The organism is Amycolatopsis sp. cmx-8-4 (genome assembly GCF_046548675.1).
Lineage (GTDB): Bacteria > Actinomycetota > Actinomycetes > Mycobacteriales > Pseudonocardiaceae > Amycolatopsis.
Map to the genome: position 1 here is coordinate 314,727 of NZ_JAEBDZ010000009.1, position 15,293 is coordinate 330,019.

The 15,293-nt window shown below is 66.6% G+C and carries 16 protein-coding genes and 3 tRNA genes; 4 read left to right on the forward strand and 15 right to left on the reverse strand.

Annotated elements, in window-relative coordinates; genetic code table 11:
- From ACLJQZ_RS21850 to ACLJQZ_RS21880, 7 genes are all read right to left on the reverse strand, one after another.
- Positions 1–1,134, reverse strand: a complete 1,134-nt coding sequence (locus tag ACLJQZ_RS21850; protein WP_410621763.1) for a tyrosine-type recombinase/integrase — start codon at positions 1,132–1,134, stop codon at positions 1–3.
- Entirely contained in the window at positions 1,134–1,346 is a 213-nt protein-coding gene (locus tag ACLJQZ_RS21855; RefSeq protein WP_410621764.1) for an excisionase family DNA-binding protein, read from the reverse strand. Before ACLJQZ_RS21855 ends, ACLJQZ_RS21850 begins: the two co-directional genes overlap by 1 nt.
- Before the next feature lie 20 nt (positions 1,347–1,366).
- Positions 1,367–2,974 (reverse strand): replication initiator, encoded by a 1,608-nt coding sequence (locus ACLJQZ_RS21860; RefSeq protein ID WP_410621819.1) that lies wholly within the window; start codon positions 2,972–2,974, stop codon positions 1,367–1,369.
- 32 nt (positions 2,975–3,006) lie between these two features.
- On the reverse strand, positions 3,007–4,596 hold the full coding sequence (locus tag ACLJQZ_RS21865) for an FtsK/SpoIIIE domain-containing protein (protein WP_410621765.1): 1,590 nt from the start codon (positions 4,594–4,596) through the stop codon (positions 3,007–3,009).
- 332 nt (positions 4,597–4,928) lie between these two features.
- A complete protein-coding gene (locus ACLJQZ_RS21870) occupies positions 4,929–5,486 on the reverse strand; it encodes an AMED_5909 family protein (protein ID WP_410621766.1) in 558 nt (185 codons plus the stop codon).
- On the reverse strand, positions 5,476–5,745 hold the full coding sequence (locus ACLJQZ_RS21875; RefSeq protein ID WP_410621767.1) for a hypothetical protein: 270 nt from the start codon (positions 5,743–5,745) through the stop codon (positions 5,476–5,478). Before ACLJQZ_RS21875 ends, ACLJQZ_RS21870 begins: the two co-directional genes overlap by 11 nt.
- Positions 5,746–6,033: 288 nt before the next feature.
- Positions 6,034–6,489, reverse strand: a complete 456-nt coding sequence (locus tag ACLJQZ_RS21880) for a hypothetical protein (RefSeq protein WP_410621768.1) — start codon at positions 6,487–6,489, stop codon at positions 6,034–6,036.
- 139 nt (positions 6,490–6,628) lie between these two features.
- Here ACLJQZ_RS21880 and ACLJQZ_RS21885 point away from each other — a divergent pair, with 139 nt between their 5' ends.
- On the forward strand, positions 6,629–7,378 hold the full coding sequence (locus ACLJQZ_RS21885; RefSeq protein WP_410621769.1) for a GntR family transcriptional regulator: 750 nt from the start codon (positions 6,629–6,631) through the stop codon (positions 7,376–7,378).
- A gap of 60 nt (positions 7,379–7,438) precedes the next feature.
- Here ACLJQZ_RS21885 and ACLJQZ_RS21890 read toward each other — a convergent pair whose 3' ends face one another.
- The 7 genes from ACLJQZ_RS21890 to ACLJQZ_RS21920 all read right to left on the reverse strand — a co-directional run bounded on the left by ACLJQZ_RS21890 (position 7,439) and on the right by ACLJQZ_RS21920 (position 11,705).
- The gene (locus tag ACLJQZ_RS21890; RefSeq protein WP_410621770.1) at positions 7,439–7,873 is read right to left on the reverse strand and encodes an SCO5389 family protein; all 435 of its coding nucleotides are present in this window, start codon (positions 7,871–7,873) and stop codon (positions 7,439–7,441) included.
- 93 nt (positions 7,874–7,966) lie between these two features.
- Positions 7,967–9,037: an LPO_1073/Vpar_1526 family protein gene (locus ACLJQZ_RS21895; RefSeq protein ID WP_410621771.1), complete on the reverse strand. Its 1,071-nt coding sequence runs from the start codon at positions 9,035–9,037 to the stop codon at positions 7,967–7,969.
- Between the two features lie 1,065 nt (positions 9,038–10,102).
- A tRNA-Phe gene (locus ACLJQZ_RS21900) sits at positions 10,103–10,176 on the reverse strand.
- A gap of 31 nt (positions 10,177–10,207) precedes the next feature.
- A tRNA-Asp gene (locus ACLJQZ_RS21905) sits at positions 10,208–10,281 on the reverse strand.
- A 37-nt stretch (positions 10,282–10,318) separates the two neighbouring features.
- Positions 10,319–10,391 (reverse strand) — tRNA-Glu (locus tag ACLJQZ_RS21910).
- 101 nt (positions 10,392–10,492) lie between these two features.
- The gene (locus ACLJQZ_RS21915) at positions 10,493–11,287 is read right to left on the reverse strand and encodes an SCO6745 family protein (protein ID WP_410621772.1); all 795 of its coding nucleotides are present in this window, start codon (positions 11,285–11,287) and stop codon (positions 10,493–10,495) included.
- A gap of 163 nt (positions 11,288–11,450) precedes the next feature.
- Positions 11,451–11,705: a hypothetical protein gene (locus tag ACLJQZ_RS21920; protein WP_247060133.1), complete on the reverse strand. Its 255-nt coding sequence runs from the start codon at positions 11,703–11,705 to the stop codon at positions 11,451–11,453.
- Between the two features lie 615 nt (positions 11,706–12,320).
- On the opposite strand from ACLJQZ_RS21920, the gene ACLJQZ_RS21925 reads away from it, so the two are divergent.
- A complete protein-coding gene (locus ACLJQZ_RS21925; protein ID WP_410621773.1) occupies positions 12,321–12,758 on the forward strand; it encodes a hypothetical protein in 438 nt (145 codons plus the stop codon).
- A gap of 179 nt (positions 12,759–12,937) precedes the next feature.
- On the opposite strand, the gene ACLJQZ_RS21930 is transcribed toward ACLJQZ_RS21925, so the two are convergent.
- Positions 12,938–13,141 carry a cold-shock protein gene (locus ACLJQZ_RS21930; RefSeq protein WP_003097368.1) on the reverse strand — a complete coding sequence of 68 codons (204 nt, stop codon included), beginning with the start codon at positions 13,139–13,141 and terminating at the stop codon, positions 12,938–12,940.
- A 470-nt stretch (positions 13,142–13,611) separates the two neighbouring features.
- On the opposite strand from ACLJQZ_RS21930, the gene ACLJQZ_RS21935 reads away from it, so the two are divergent.
- Together ACLJQZ_RS21935 and ACLJQZ_RS21940 are read left to right on the forward strand one after the other, a co-directional pair.
- Positions 13,612–14,811, forward strand: coding sequence for a L,D-transpeptidase (locus ACLJQZ_RS21935; protein WP_410621774.1), 1,200 nt, complete (start codon positions 13,612–13,614; stop codon positions 14,809–14,811).
- A 173-nt stretch (positions 14,812–14,984) separates the two neighbouring features.
- Positions 14,985–15,290, forward strand: coding sequence for a hypothetical protein (locus tag ACLJQZ_RS21940; RefSeq protein WP_410621775.1), 306 nt, complete (start codon positions 14,985–14,987; stop codon positions 15,288–15,290).
- Positions 15,291–15,293: the final 3 nt, after the last annotated feature.

A 15,293-nucleotide genomic window follows, 5' to 3' on the forward strand; every position in this document is an offset into this window, starting at 1 on the left:
TCAGTGCTTAACCACGATCGACTTCGGGAGCTTCGCCGCGTCACCATGAGCAGCAAGCTTGCTCAACTCGGCAGCCACCTCCTTGTCTCGCCCTTCGACCGCGTGGAGGTACCGCAGCGACGCGGCGGCCGACGCGTGCCCGAGCCGCTTCTTCAGGTCGGCCAGCGTTGCCCCCGCACTGGCGGCGAGCGTCTGGCCGGTGTGCCGCAGGTCGTGGAAGCTCACTCCGATGCCGACCTTCACGCGAGCCCGGACGAACGCCTGGTAGACCGCGTTGCCGTTCATCGGCCGGCCATCCTTGCCGACGAAGAACCGCTCCCGACCGGCCCACTCCTTCGCGTGGTCGCGGAGGTACGGCATGACGTGCGGGGGAACTGACACCGGCCGACGCCCCGCGTCCGTCTTGGGGTCCTTGTCGTACTTCTTGGGGCTCTCCAGAAGCTCCACACGGTTCTTCCGCACCCATACAACGTGATCGGCCAGGTCGACATCCTCCGTCCGCAGCCCACACACTTCCCCGCGCCGAAGACCGCACCAAGCCGCCAAGAGCACGGCCGCCCGGTATCGCGGAGTGATCGCCTCGACGACCTCCACGACCTGTTTGGGCGTGGCGATCCCCCGTTCCTTTGCCTTGTCCGAGCCCGCGCCGGGGATCTGACACGGGTTGACCGCGATCGCTCCGTCACGCTTCGCCGAGTTCATGACGGCTCGCAGGAATCGATACGACTGGGCGATGGACGTCTTACCTCCCGTCCCGTCCAGCGCGTTCGCGTACCAGGTCCGAACCACGAGCGGCGTGATCGCGATCAGCGGCCGGTCCAGCAACTGGACCATGTGAAGACGCATGTTCCGCCGACACGTCTCCTCCCAACGGTCCCCGATCTCCGGGTTGGTGCGCAGGTACTCACTGGCGTAGTTGCCGAACGTCTCCCGGCCGAGCTTGTCGTCCAACCAAGCGCCCTTGGCGAGGTCGGCCTCAACCCCAACCAGCCAACGGTCCGCATCCGTCTTCGTCCGGAAGGTGTTCGGCGCGTACTGCCGCTGGCTGTTCGGCCCGATGAACGACGCCTGGAACTGCCCGGACGGCAGCTTGCGCACCGAGCCGAACCGGCGACGACCTTGCTTCTTCGCCATCACGCCACCGCCCGGCCGGCCGACCAGTTGACCTGGACCGGTTCGACCCGCCCGGCCTGCGCGAACGCGTCCAGGTCCCCGAGGGCGAGCCGGACATGCGCGCCGAGCTTGTGGAACGCGATGCGCCGTTCCGCGATCAGCCGCCGGATGAACCGCTCCGTGGTCCCCAGGTAGGCGGCGGCTTCCTTGACGTTCAGGTACTGCGTTTTCATGTGCTTCTCCCCCGTGTCGATCAAGCTGCGAGCTGAGTTGCCGAAGTTTCCGGACCGTCCCCTGGCGGTCCGGCGGCAGCGAGTAGCGCCCGGTCGTACTCCGCTTTCCACGTGATCCGTTCCGCGATCGCGCGCATCACAAGATGCGGTCGGGGCGGTACTTGCGGGTCTCCGGGCTCGACCTTCCGCCAGACCAGCCGGGCCGGGTCCGGTTGCGGTTTCTCGATCCCGATCGCGGCCAGCGCCTGGGCGACGAAGGCTTTCCGGTCGGCTTTGTGGTCGTCGAGGGTCTTGCCCGACCACTTTCGCGACACCAGCACCCGCCGACCCGGCAGCCCGAGCGTGGTCCGCCTGTGAGCCCGCCCTTTGCAGTGGCCGGGGGTAATCTTGCTGCCCGCACCCTTGGGCTGGACCCCGTACAGGAGCCAGACCGCGCAGCGCGGCGAGCAGGGGGTGACCGACAGTTCGGCGTGGAGCCGGTCGTGGTGATCCCGCAGCCGCGCCGTGTCCGCTTCCACGACTTCGCCGGTGGACTTGGTCAGGTATTTCGTGAGGTAGCCGATGTGGCGGCCGGCCTCTTCGGTGCCGCCGAGGATGCCCTTCGAATGCACCTGCTGCCCGAAGGTCACCACGTGCGCTGGGTCCTCTACCGCCTCTACCGCGTCATCCCACGACGTCAGCGGTTGCCGGGTGTCCGGGTCCAGGAACACACGGGTGTCCGGGTCCCAGACCGGCAGCCGATCGACGTAGACGATCTGGTCGTGCGACGGCCACCAGACCTGGTGATAGGTGGCCTCCGTGACCTGCCGGATGACGTCGTGCGGGATCGCCCCGCGGATCGCTGAGTGCAGGTGCGGCGCGGTCCGCTTCTGCGGCTCGACCGTCGCGAAGTACTGCACGTCCCAGCCGACCACCCGGCGGAGGTTCTGCCACCACCGGTCCACGAGCGCGGAGAAGTGCACGGCATCCCGGGCGGCCCGCCGGTAGTCGTACCGGGCCGGGTCGACCGGAGCCCCGTCACGAACTGGGCCGTAGGTGTCGCAGGTCAACGTGACGAACATCGACGGCCGGAACTTCCCCGCGAACTCCCGCCCCACCGTCGTCTTCGCGACCTTCCGCCGAGGCAGGTTCGGCGCGTCTTGCCGCCGTTTCGTCGACCGCTTGACCGGCTTGCGCTCCGGGAGGTCGAGGGCGGGCAGGCGACCGGTCATTCCCGAGGCCCGCAGCTCAACGTCCACGCCCGCGATCTCGGAACGCAGCTCTTCGGCCTCGGCTTCATCCCCGGCCGTCACAACGTCGCGGTAGTGCGCCGCGAGATCGGCCCGGTAGGTCAGCAGCTCGGTTTGGGTCTCCGAGGGCTTCTCGCGGGCGATCACCGGTTCCTCGGTCATGTGCCAGCCTTCGCGGCATTGGGCCTGCCGCAGCGCCTTCGCCTTCCGCGCACAGGGCAGGCACACCGATTCCACTGTGGAACCGCACGGCACCGGGACGTACCGGAGTTCACCAGTCTCGGTGTCGCCAACCTCCATCGTGAACGGCCGCACGCATACGCCATACTTCTCCGCCGTGGCCTTGACGACCTCCGCCGACATGGCACCACGGATTCGCCCAACCGGGGTGGCCGGCATCGCCTCTGCCTGTGCTTCTTCCGCCTTGGCGTTCACGCCGACCTCCCTTCGCCCGTGCGCCGATCGGCCAGGCTGATCACCTGGGCACCGCCGTTGGTGACGTAGTGCTCCAGTTGCTTGATCGTCTGATCTGGCACCCAACCGGCCCGCACCCGCAGCGGTTCGCGGATGCCTTCACCCCAGACGTAGCCGACCCCGGCCGCCGACTCCGGAATGCGGTTCGCCCACGCCCCGCGCTCATACGCGCCGTCTCCGAGGACCATCGGGACCTGCGTCTTCGAGGTCAGCCGCATCGCGATCCGCCGGGGCAGCAGCTCCCGCACCGGCACCGTGTCCTTCGTCGGTTCCTGCACGTAGCCGCGCACGGTGAAGCCGAGGGCGCGGCCTTGGGTGGTCAGGATCGCGACCTTCTCGACGATGGCGTCGCGGGTCTTGCGGTCGGTGTACTTGGTCAGCGCGCCGATCTCGTCGAACTCCAGCAGCTCCACCGGGTAGTCGGTGGAGATCGGGACCTGCCGGGTGTGCCCGGCGAACTCGCGCTTGCGCGTCTCCAGCTCGTCCAGGAGCGCGTCGAGGACCTGGACCGCTTCCTGGCCGCTCTGGCCGTAGCGGGCGAAGATCCCGCGCCCGTAGGACAGCTCCATCGCCTTCGGATCGATCCCGGACACTCGCACGAGACCGGCCCGGATCGCCGAGGCCGCCGCGACCAGCGGGCACCACATCACCGAGTTCTTGCCTGACCCGGTGGCCCCGGCGACCAACGTGTGAGCGCCGGTGCCGACGAGCGGGAGCCGCCAGGGCTTGCCGTACTCGGTCGACCCGGCGAACACCGCCCGCAAGTCCACCCCGGTGCCGTCAACGGCGACGAGGTCCGGCACTGGCAGGCACGCGACCGGCGACGCGAGGAGATCCCGGCGCATGAAGTCGATCGACACGACGTCGGGCTCGAGTTCCCGGATCTGGCAGCGGGTGACCTTCCGGGCGACCGCCAGCGCGCGGGCCCCGTCGTCGAAGTCCTCCGGCTTCTGCCCCGGCACCAGCCGCACCCGGACCTCATCCCACGAGGCCCCGGACCGGACCGACAACAGCGCAGGCACCGCGACCCCAGACGAGCGGTCCTGACTGCGGGCGATCGTGTTCCGGCCCCGTCGACGCCCGACCAGGGACACCGTGACGTCGACAGGCACCGAGGCGTCCCGGACCACCAGGCCACACGCGGTCAGCCAGCCGGCCAGCTTCCGGCCGTAGAGCGCCCAGCGCAGCCACCACGAGCGCAGCCACCGACCGCACCACTGGTCGTAGCTCACCGCGTCCAGCCGCCACCACACGAGCTGCACCAAGCCGAGCACGACGACGGTGACCAGGAGCGAGAGCCCGCCCAGCCACCGGCACCAGGCCCACGCCGCGACGAGGGTGAGGCAGGTCCGCCAGTGCGTCACGAGTTGCCGAACAACCCAGCCGACCGCGCGCGCCAGGCCCCAGAGCACCATCCCGAAGACCGCGAGCGCGGCCAGCATCTCCGCCAGGCCGGCCAGCGCACGCCCGATCTTCGCCAGCACCCACAGCAGCACCGCCAGGCCGCCGCTGACCGCCATCAGCGTCATCACGCCGTGCGCGTCCATCAGCGACCACCCCGCACATCAGCCGTGCGGAGCACCAGCGGCAGCATCCCCAGGCACGGGGCGCACTTGGTCTCCCCGGGCAGCAGACGCGCGAACTTCTTGCATTCCGCACAGCGCATCCGGGTGACCCCGGTTGACTGACGTTGGTTGTCATCATTTATCGTTCGCATTGTTCACTTCTCCAGTGGACAGACGCAGAACCGGCGAAAAGGTTGGTAGCCAGGGAACCGGTTCTGCGTTCTTAAGGGTCATTTCAAGACACGTGAGGACGCGTTTATCCGCCACACGTCCCCACGTGCGAAATTCTCGATATTCAGTTCTTCCGGAGCTTGCTATCGCCCAGAGGCGTCCGAGTGTCCACGCAGCGCCAGCAGGGCCAACACGACGCGGTCCTCACCCAGTGCGTCAGCGAGTGCGGCAATCACGTGCAGCGACCCCGGGCGACGCGATCCCGTCTCGATCGCCTGCAAGGTCGACTTTCCGATCTTCGCCCGCGCCGCGACGGCCGTAAGGCTCAACGATTCCCGTTCCCGCGCCGCTCGCAGGTACGCGCCGAATTCGACCTCCGGCAGCGGCGGAAGCTGTTCCTCATTCAGGCGCGCCGCCGGAGTGATCGGGGTACCCGTGGGCTCCACCCCCTCCCGTCCGTAATCTGATTTCCACTCAGGCTTCTTGGTCAGGGTTTCCACTTCGCGCCGCTCCCGGTCAGACCAGTAGAGCGCTTCGTGGTGGTGTCCACGGTCGAGATCGGCGACGGCCCGGTACATCCGAGCGTTCGCCCGCCGAAACGCCACCCACGCCGACACGGGCGCGTCACGTCCCGGCATCCGCGCATACGAATTCTCGTGCGCCTCCTGCAGCGTCCGAGGCGTACTGGCCTCAGCCTTCACCGTCGCCGTTCCCATCACGCGCGCCCCGAGCCGCCAGCAGCGCCGCCAGGTCGTCCACCCCGTCGCGGAGCCGGAGAAGGAACGCCACGCAGGCCGGCCACCGGTCCGGGTCCTTCGGCACCGCGAGAGAGACCACGGTTTCGCCGGTCACGACCAGCATCGGCGGACTGGCCGGATGCGGGCCGCTCTCCTCCACCGTCACCGAATCCTGCGGTTCCACTGTCCACGTCACGCCGAACCCGTCGACCCGAATCACCATCACCGTCTGCCTTACTCGCCCAATCCCGCGCCAGCTCAGCGAACCCTTCGGCCGCCGACTCCAGAGCCGCTACGCACCACCACGGCAGACCCCGCGACCGCGCCAGCTCATACCACGCCCGCGACACCCGCCGCGCCGCATTCGACGTGTTGAGCGACGACGTCGGCGACAACACCCGCGAGCCGTGCTCCCACGCCGCCATGTAGTCGCGGTACGCCGATTCCCACGCCCGGACCAGCTCACTGAACGCCGCAGCATCGCGAACCGGCCCGGACGCGTTCATCCCGCTCACGCTGCCTTGGTCGCAGCTTCGCCAGCCGTGGCGGAGCGCGCCGACTTCGAACCACTCCCGGCTGCCTTGAAGCCCGTCGCGCGGAACGCGTAGGACTGGTACTTGAACTCGCCCTGGCCCGCCACCTTCGGCTCAGCCGTCAGCCCGTCCAGCTCGATCGGACGCATACCCGGCAGCGCTTCCGAGGTAGCCGGGACCGGCTGGACGTCGGCCAGCAGCGTGATCTCGAACGAAGCGCGCTTCGCCTTCGTCTCGTCCGGATCGGTCACTGTCGCCTTCCACTGCCGCTTACCGGAGATTTCGTCGACACGCTGTCGCGTGGGTCGGCCGGCGGCCCGGTCTTCCCTGGACTGGTACTCGTTGTCGGGTGTCACCTCTCCTACCAGGACCAAGCCCTGCGGAAACGCGTCATCGAACTCGATCGGGAAGCGGTGTCCCTTAATGATCGCCATGTCAGAGGCCCTTTCTCAGCCGATCGCGGCCTTGTCGCCGCCGCCTTGGTATGCCAAGGTATCTCTAGGTATACCAAGGCTTGGCATGCCAAGTCAACTAAGCTGATCAAGCAACCCCGAAGCAGGTAGGAGAGGGACCGTGCCCGAGCACATGTACGAACGCGTTGCCGACGTGCTGCGCGAGCAGATCGTCAGCGGGGATCTCGCGCCAGGCGATCGGCTGCCGTCGCAGGAGGCACTGAGTGAGCAGTTCGACGTGTCCCGGATCGTCGCCCGCGAAGCGCTGGACCTACTGGAGAGCGAAGGGCTGATCGACCGCGTTCAGCGGCTCGGCGCGTTCGTCCGCCGCTATCAGCCGCTTATCCGCAGGTCGGAGCAGCACTACCAGACCAACCCGGGCGCCCCGTTCGCGGAGGAAGCGCTAGCCGCGGAGCGCATTCCGAGGTACAGCCACAGCACGTACCCAGACCGCGCGAGCGTCGACATCGCCCAGCGTCTTGAGATCCCCGTCGGCGCCGACGTCATGCGGACGGACTACACGTCCTACGCGAACGACGAGCCGATGATGCTCACGCACTCGTACGAGCCGATGGAGATCACCAAAGGCACGGTGATCGAGCGCCCAGAGGAAGGCGTGATGATGACGGCCGGCCTGGTCGACAGGTTCACGGCGATCGACATGCGCCCGACCCGGGTCGTCGAGCGACTTCGGTCCCGAATGCCACGGCCGTCGGAGACCGAAGCGCTGCAGCTCCGCAAGGGCACGCCAGTGGTGATCATCGTGCGGACCACGTACTCGAATGAGAGGCCCGTGGAAACCGCCGACATATTGTTGGACGCACATAGGTTCGAGCTTGAATATGTGCTTCGAGTAGACCCATTGCAATAAGAGCATGAAAATACGAAAGCGCCCGCCGCGATGGTTCCGCGACGGGCGCTTGTCGTATGCCTAGCAGTTGATGAGTTCGGGCTTCTGGTTGAGGATCTGCGCGCGTGGCGAGACGAACTCCTCGTACTCCTTGACCGCCGACGGGGCGAAGAGGCCCGTCTTGCAGCAGTTCTGGAAGGCCAGCCGGACACCGTACTTCCGCTCAACGGCACCGCGCATCGAGTCGCTGGCGGCGAAGCGCAGCAGCTCACCCCACGCCTTGTCGTCCGGCGGCACAGCCCCGTCCTCGGCGGCCGTCACCCCGCTCTCGTACTGCTTGACCAGGCGCTCGACCACCGACCAGGCGTAGGGGAGAGAGTTCTGGACGCAGGCCAGGAATTCGTCATCGGTCATGGCTTCCGCCTGAGCCTTCCTGACCAATTCTTCCGGGACCGTCAACGACATCGCGGCACATCCTCTCAGCGTCAACACTGTCACACCCCATTTAACGCACATTCCAGCTCTCGCGCGACCGCCCGAAAGCGTGAAGGTGGCAACGACTCACGGCACGACAGAACAAGCCTCAGTCAATACTCCGTAAGCATGACCTTAGCGTTCAGACCTGATCGGATACTCTGGGGCGATTTCGCTTATCCAATCAGAAAGAGGACTTTCGCCTCCGACGACGGCCGACCAATTAGCGTGACCAATCGCCATGCCAACACTAGAGATAAACATCCGGGAGATTGAAGTATTTTTCCACAGATCGACAAGCGTAGGCCAAAAATCCCCTTGCGCGATCAGCCATGCCTCTATCTGAGAGTCAGAGAGTTCATACGACGAAAGATAGCCCACATATAGATCCATATGGGCAGCGAGGTCGACGGATGCAATTAACCGCCTTGCCGACCTTTCGTCCATTGCTCGAATTTGCCAGAGAGGAGGGTCATGGAAGCACTTCTCAAACAACTTTTCACGGACCGTTTGACCCCAAAGCGCCTCCGGCACGGCGTTTTCCGAGAATCCACGCTGAAACAAGCCTGGGACTTGACGACGAACGACAGCACCAAGTGGACTTGGGTAATCTAGCGTTGCACAGCCAGAGTACTGAATGTGAAGGTATTCCGAATTATTGCGAGGCAGACTGCCAATGAACGGCTCGAAGTGTTTTTTGGCCTCACCAAGAAAACCTTCGATGGAATTGACGGTCTCCATGACCGTCCCCGTGAGCAACCATGCTAAACTCAGAGCTGAGATCTGGCGATAAGTGAGCTTCCGGACGGTTTCGAGAGACTCCGCAATAACCACTTTCTCAAGCTGCCCATCCGCCAAGCTGCGCTCTACGAGCAGCTCAGCCAGCAGCGTCTTGAGCTCCTCGGAGCCGGACCGAGCAAAGTCACGCTGCGCCGCAAGCAAGGAGTACTGGAAATCAGGGTCAGCTATTGCCGAAAGATTTCCGCCTTTAGATGCGGCCGTACTGACAAATTCACGCACAAGTTCATCAGCCCGCGAAATTGCTAGCTGACTTGCCTTCTCCGCCAGCCTCGGAAAGTTATCCTCAAAGACTTTCTTTGCCAAATCATGGACGTCAGCAGCAGAAACGCCTGCTACAGTCACATAATTTACCGTCCCACCTTGAACGTTGACCGAGCCGTCACCACTAATCTGCTTCTGACTCACGACCTCTCCCCCTCATTCGATCTATGGACAGGTCTTTAACATCAACATCTCCAGTCGACTGAATATTTATAGAATTGTTTCCTGACTTCTGCTTTTGAGACGTCCGAGAGCCGTCCCCACCGCCTGACCCCCCGCGCTTCCTACGCTGGATAATCGCCCAGACTCCGGCAACGATTGCTACCGGAAGGCCAACCAAGGCACCATCAAAAAGCCAGTCCTTGTTTGCATCGATCCAATGCAACTCACAGCCCTCCTGGTCGGAAGATCATTTTGGCTCGCCCTTCCTCACCGAGGGATGCGCTAGACGCCATTCTATCGCCACAAGCCTCCGAGCGATCAGCTGCCGAACTTGGCTCTATGGGATCAAGGCGCCGCCGCCGTCGGCGCACCTCGGGGCCGCACGGCGGCCCCGCCTGATTGCGGCACGGACGGCCTGCCGCTCCGCTTCGGCCGCCGGCCGCCGGGCGGGCCGCCGGAGGTCACCTTGTGCGCAGCGCCGCCGACGACGACGCCCCATGAGCACGGACGCGGCACCCGGTCACATCGCGCGTGGAGTTTGGCCCTGCTCAACGCCGATGCTCTCGGGTGCCGCGTCCTGCACTCTACGGCCGCAGCAGCGAGCCCACGCAAGATCGATGACCGGTTCGGGCGAAGCAGCTAGCCAACGGACTAGGCGTCTAAGGCCGGAACGACGACAGGTAGGCGGAGGCCGATCCCTCGCAGTCGATCCTTTAACACCGGCCCGCCGCCATCAAGGGCGCCTGCGGCGTCGCTGCGCGATGAGCTGCGCTCACCCTTGACGCCGACGCTCCGGCGCTAACTGCGGCAGGGGCGAGGGGACGGGGGCGAACAGCCTCCACGGATCGGCTGCGGATGTGGCGAGGACCACAGCAGGGCAAGCCGGATGACGCCACGAGTTTCGAGAGTGCCAGTCCCGCCGTGCAACATACGTGCAACTAGCGATGGCGAACGGCGGTCAACCAAGGTCAACAGCGGCCACGACCCAGATCGGCCCGAGATACGAGAAAACCGCCCTGACCTGGGTCAGAGCGGTCTCGTGAGCGGTGGCCAGGGCCGGGGTCGAACCGGCGACCTTCCGCTTTTCAGGCGGACGCTCGTACCAACTGAGCTACCTGGCCGGGAACGCCGGCCTGGAGCCGAACGATCTTGCGACCCTGACGGGACTCGAACCCGCGACCTTCGCCGTGACAGGGCGACGCGCTAACCAACTGCGCCACAGGGCCTTGCGTACTGCTTTCGTTCCTTTACTACTGTACTGCGTACTCCCAACGGGATTCGAACCCGCGTTGCCGCCTTGAAAGGGCGGAGTCCTAGGCCGCTGGACGATGGGAGCCCGATCAGTTTCGGCTAACCGACCGACCGCGCTCTCAGGTTGTCCCCCGGGAGCGATTACAAGCATAGGGCACGCCACCACCCCTTTGCACCGGGGGTTCCTTAACCCTTCGACAAAGCCGGGACCTGCGCAAACTCCGCCAGCTCGGCCAGGTGACGGCCGAACTCGGCGCGCTCGGGCTCCGTCAGCGCCGACGTCAGCAGCTCGCCGATGCGCTCGTCGGTCAACGCCTCGGCCCGGCGCCAGCGATCACGCAGGTCCGGCTTGCGCGCCGCGGACGCCACGAGCTCGTCGGCCGCCTCCGCGGGCCACGCCGTGCGCAGCAGGCGCTCGCGGCCGCCCTCGGGGTCGGCCACCACCGCTTCCGGCACCGACAGGCCCACGGCCCGCAGCGCCGCGAAGTGCAGGCCGCCGCGCAGCTCGCGGAAGACCATCAGGGCGAAGCCCAGCCGTTCCGCCTCGCCCTCCGGGCGCGAGGCGTTCTTCCAGCCGGCGAAGAGGGCGAGGCCGCTCGCGTCCGCCGAATCGACCACGCGGAACAACAACTCCGCCAGGCGACCCGGCTCCGGTGCGGCCGAAAGGCTGACGCGGGACCAGCGTGCCGATGACTCCGCGTAGGCGCGGACCGCGGCGGGTGCGTCCAGGGCCGCCGTCGCCGGCGGCAGGACGAAGTCGAACAGCCAGTGCGGGAAGATGCCGAACAGCTCCGCGGCCACCTCCGGCGGGACGTCGCCGAGCACGGCCGAGCGGCCTCGCACGTACAGCGAACGCGGCGGCAGGCCCACCTCGGCTTCGACCGCCGCCAGCTCCGGCGACGTCATGAACCTGCCGCCCAGCACCTGCACCACCGGGCGGATCCGGTTCGCCAACCCGGCCGCTTCCTCGATCGCCCGCATGTCCGGCCCCTTTCGACGCGGCAAACGTAACACTGTTACGAAACCAGCGTCAAGAAACCTTCGAAGACCTGGGAATCATTGCCCGAAAAGGGCGACAACCTGCACGAACATCACCGGAAAGGCCCGGCGGCGACCACGCGGGCCGCCGGACCCGCCGACCACCTCACCGCTGAACCGGCGCCTGCCCGTCCTCATCCAGGTTCAGGCCCAGCATCTCCAGCAGCTGGACGCAGTCGTCGACCCCCAGCGCGCCGTTCGCCACGGCCAGCCGCGCCCGCCGGACCTGGTCGTCCGACACCCGCTGCGTATCAGCGGCACCACTGCGCTGCGCCGGCAAACCCCCGGCGAGCGCGGCACCACCCCCATCGGCACCTTCATACCGAAGGAGGAACTCCCGCACTTCGACAGACCCGCTCATAGCCCCTCCACACGGCTCACAACAACTTGGCCGCGAGGCTAACCAGCGCCGGGCGCCACACACAGCCCCCCGGAGAGTGAACCTGAGGCCACGCTCCGCTCAACGCAGCGCAATCAGCACGCCCGGAGAACAACACCACCCGAACGAACGTCACCCCAGCGCAAAGTGACACCCCACGCGGAAATTTCCCGCTGTCCACTCGCCCAACCACGCAACTCGTGCAACAATCGAGGTGCTGACACACCCCCGGTCAGCGCCTGTGGAGATCCCCTCCGACCCCCGCGTTCCTCCCCCTGGCGCGGGGGTCCTCCATTTCTCGGGGGGCTTCGGGCTTCGCCCTTCGCTCCCGATCATTTCGGCGTATTGCCCGGGGGGCCGAGCCCCCCGGACCCCCCACGGTGCGGTAGGTGGACTTCCAGCGTTACCCGGTCATCTTTGCCGTCTTTGTTGCCGTGTTTCTTTGGGTGATCGACTCGTACTGTTAGTGACTGGTTGCTTTGTGTTTTGTTTGCTTTGGGCTATTCAGGTGGGGGTTGGGCTGATCGGGTAAATAAAGGGGCGTGTCGTGGCTCACAGTGGTTTGTGTGGTGAGACCCAACCGTTATCGTGTGGCTCGTGCCCCTTCCCTCACTCGGCCGCTTAGGCAGCCGCACGAACCTCAAGGCAGTGTCCTCCGGGCGTCACCGCGGTGCCGCCAAGACCGCCGACGACGGTGTTGTCGAGGACAAGGAACTCACGAGCTACCTGGCCGCCCTGGCGCCTGATGCGGACAATGAGAGCACCGGGACCGGTAAGCGCTTCGGCGAGGCGCAGGTGTTCCAGCTGCGCATGAGCCTCATCGCCAGCAAGCAGCTCACCGACGTCGCCGAAGCCCGCGGCATCTCGCCCCAGGCCCTCGCTCAGGAGTGGATCCTCGAGCGGCTCAACTGGGAGGGGCAGGCCGCCTCCCTCCAGGACCAGCGGCAGGTCGAGGCCGAAGAGGTCACCGACCTCACCGACGAGTTCCACTTCCCCGCCGACGCCTTCGACGCGCCGGCCGTCGGACGGCGCTGACCAGCCCCGGAACACATGAGAAAGGGCCCCCGGCGGAAGCCGGGGGCCCTTAACTCAGGCCTTGAGAGACGCAAAGGGCCTGCGAGACTTGTTCAGCCGTCGCCCGCCGCAAGGGCGTGCGCACGAACCAGCGGGTCTGTGTGCGGGGCGCGGTGGGCTGACCGGAACAAGCCTCGGTCTCAGATCGCGCGGACCTTCTGGGCCTGCGGGCCCTTCTGGCCCTGGCCGACCTCGAACTCCACTCGCTGGTTCTCCTCGAGAGTGCGGAAGCCGCGGCCCTCGATCTCCGAGTAGTGCACGAACACGTCGCCTTCTCCGCCGTCCTGCGCGATGAAGCCGAAGCCCTTCTCCGCGTTGAACCACTTCACAGTGCCTTGCGCCACCGCTGTTCTCCTCGTTGCACAAATCCGCTTCGAATGCCACCGAAGCGGCACCCCGGCCGTCCCGGGCGGTTCCAACGAGTCGAGTCAAGAGCGTGTCGGCTCCATGGCTCGCGTCAGAAGTTCCGCGAGTGTGAAGCCACGAACACGCAAAACGACGGCCTGCGAGCAGACTACCGGGATCTGGCCAAAGTTGAACCCCGTGATCGAGGCGAAAAACGCCTGTACGGGCCAAGGTCACCGGAACGTCGTAGGGCTCCGCGCCCGCTTCTGTCGGACCCACCGGTTAGTCTTGCGCGGCACATCGGCTCCGTGATCACCGGATACGGCTCGGAGTCGGCCGTGTCCCCTCTGTTAAAGCCTCTCCAGGCGACTGTGACGCTCGTCACTCGAACACCGCTCAACGTTCGAGGTCCGCGAGGCGTCTCGTAAGAGGGGAAGCACCAAAGGGGCAAAGGGGATTGGCAGTGACGGTGAGGATTTCCACGCGGCGCCGGGGCGCGGCTGTGGTACTGGGCTTGGTCGCCGTGCTGGCGCTGGGGGCGTGCAGCAGTGAACCCACGGTGTCGGCGAGCGGGACGTCGGGCGGGGGCCCGACACCGGCGCCGGCGCCCACCGCGCAGCCCGCGAAGCTGGCGGTGACACCGGCCGCGGGCGCGCAGGACGTCGCGCCCGGCGAGCCGGTCGGCGTCAAGGTCGACAGCGGCACGATCCTGTCGGTCACGCTGACCAACCCGGACGGCAAGCAGGTCCAGGGGCAGACGTCGGCGGACAAGAAGAGCTGGACCACCACCGAGCAGCTCGGCTACGGCAAGACCTACACCTGGTCCGGCCAGGCCGCGGGCGCCGACGGCAAGAACGTGCCCATCGGCGGCACGTTCACCACCGTCAAGCCGAAGCGGCAGACGCAGGCCAGCCTGAACGTCGGTGACGGCCAGACGTACGGCATCGCGATGCCGATCGCCCTGAGCTTCCCGAGCCGCGTCACCGACAAGGCCTCCGTCGAGAAGGCGCTTTCCGTCGAGACGACGCCGAAGACCGAGGGCTCCTGGGCCTGGCTGGATGGCGACACGTCGGTGCACTGGCGGCCGAAGGAGTACTTCAAGCCCAACACGCAGGTGAAGGTCAACGCCAAGATCTACGGCGTCAAGATCAGCGAAGGCGTGTACGGCAAGCAGGACGTGTCGGCCAGCTTCGCGATCGGGCGCTCGCAGATCGTCAAGGGCAACACCACGCAGCACACCATGCAGGTCATCCGGGACGGCCAGCAGATCGCGGACTACCCGGTGAGCTACGGCCTCGACTCCGACCCGGGCCGCGTCACCCACAGCGGCACGCATGTCGTGATGGGCAAGCAGTCCACCTACGCGATGAGCAACCCGAAGTACCACTACGAGAACGTCGTGGTGCCGTGGGCGGTCCGGATCTCCAACAACGGCGAGTTCATCCACGGCCTGGCCGCGTCGGTCTGGGCCCAGGGCAAGAAGAACATCTCGCACGGCTGCCTGAACCTGTCGCCCGCGCGCGCCAAGGAGTACTACGACGGCGTGCTCACCGGCGACCCGGTCGAGATCACCGGCAGCACCCAGACGCTGACCGCCAAGGACGGCGACTACAGCGACTGGACCTACGACTGGGCGAGCTGGCAGAAGCTGTCGGCGCTCGCCGGCTGAGAAAGACCTTCGAGGAACACCGGGCGGCCGGGAAGTCCAGTGCGGACTTCCCGGCCGTTCGTGCTTTCCGCGAAACCCGGGAAATCCGATGCAACCCCGGCGAGCACCCACCGCATGACTACGGGCAGAGGCGCGGCGATCGACAGCCGCGCCCGCGAGAATGAGGAGCTGTCTTGCGTATCCGCATCGCCTTGTCCCTCGGCGCGCTCGTGCTCGCCGGTGGCGCCCTGACCGGTGGCATCGCCATGGCCGCCCCGTCGCCGACGGCACCGCCCCAGGCGACGACGACCCGGCCTGCCGAGCCGCCGACCCAGGCTCCGGCCCCGCCCCAGTCCACCCGCAAGCCCCTGCCGGCGCCGAGCGCCGTCCCGGCGACGACGAAGGCCCCGCGCGCCGAGCAGGCTCCGCGCGTCCCCCGCGCCGTCCCGGCCGGCCCGACCGGCGATCTGCACCTGCCGGCCATCGGGGTGACCCGGTAGTCA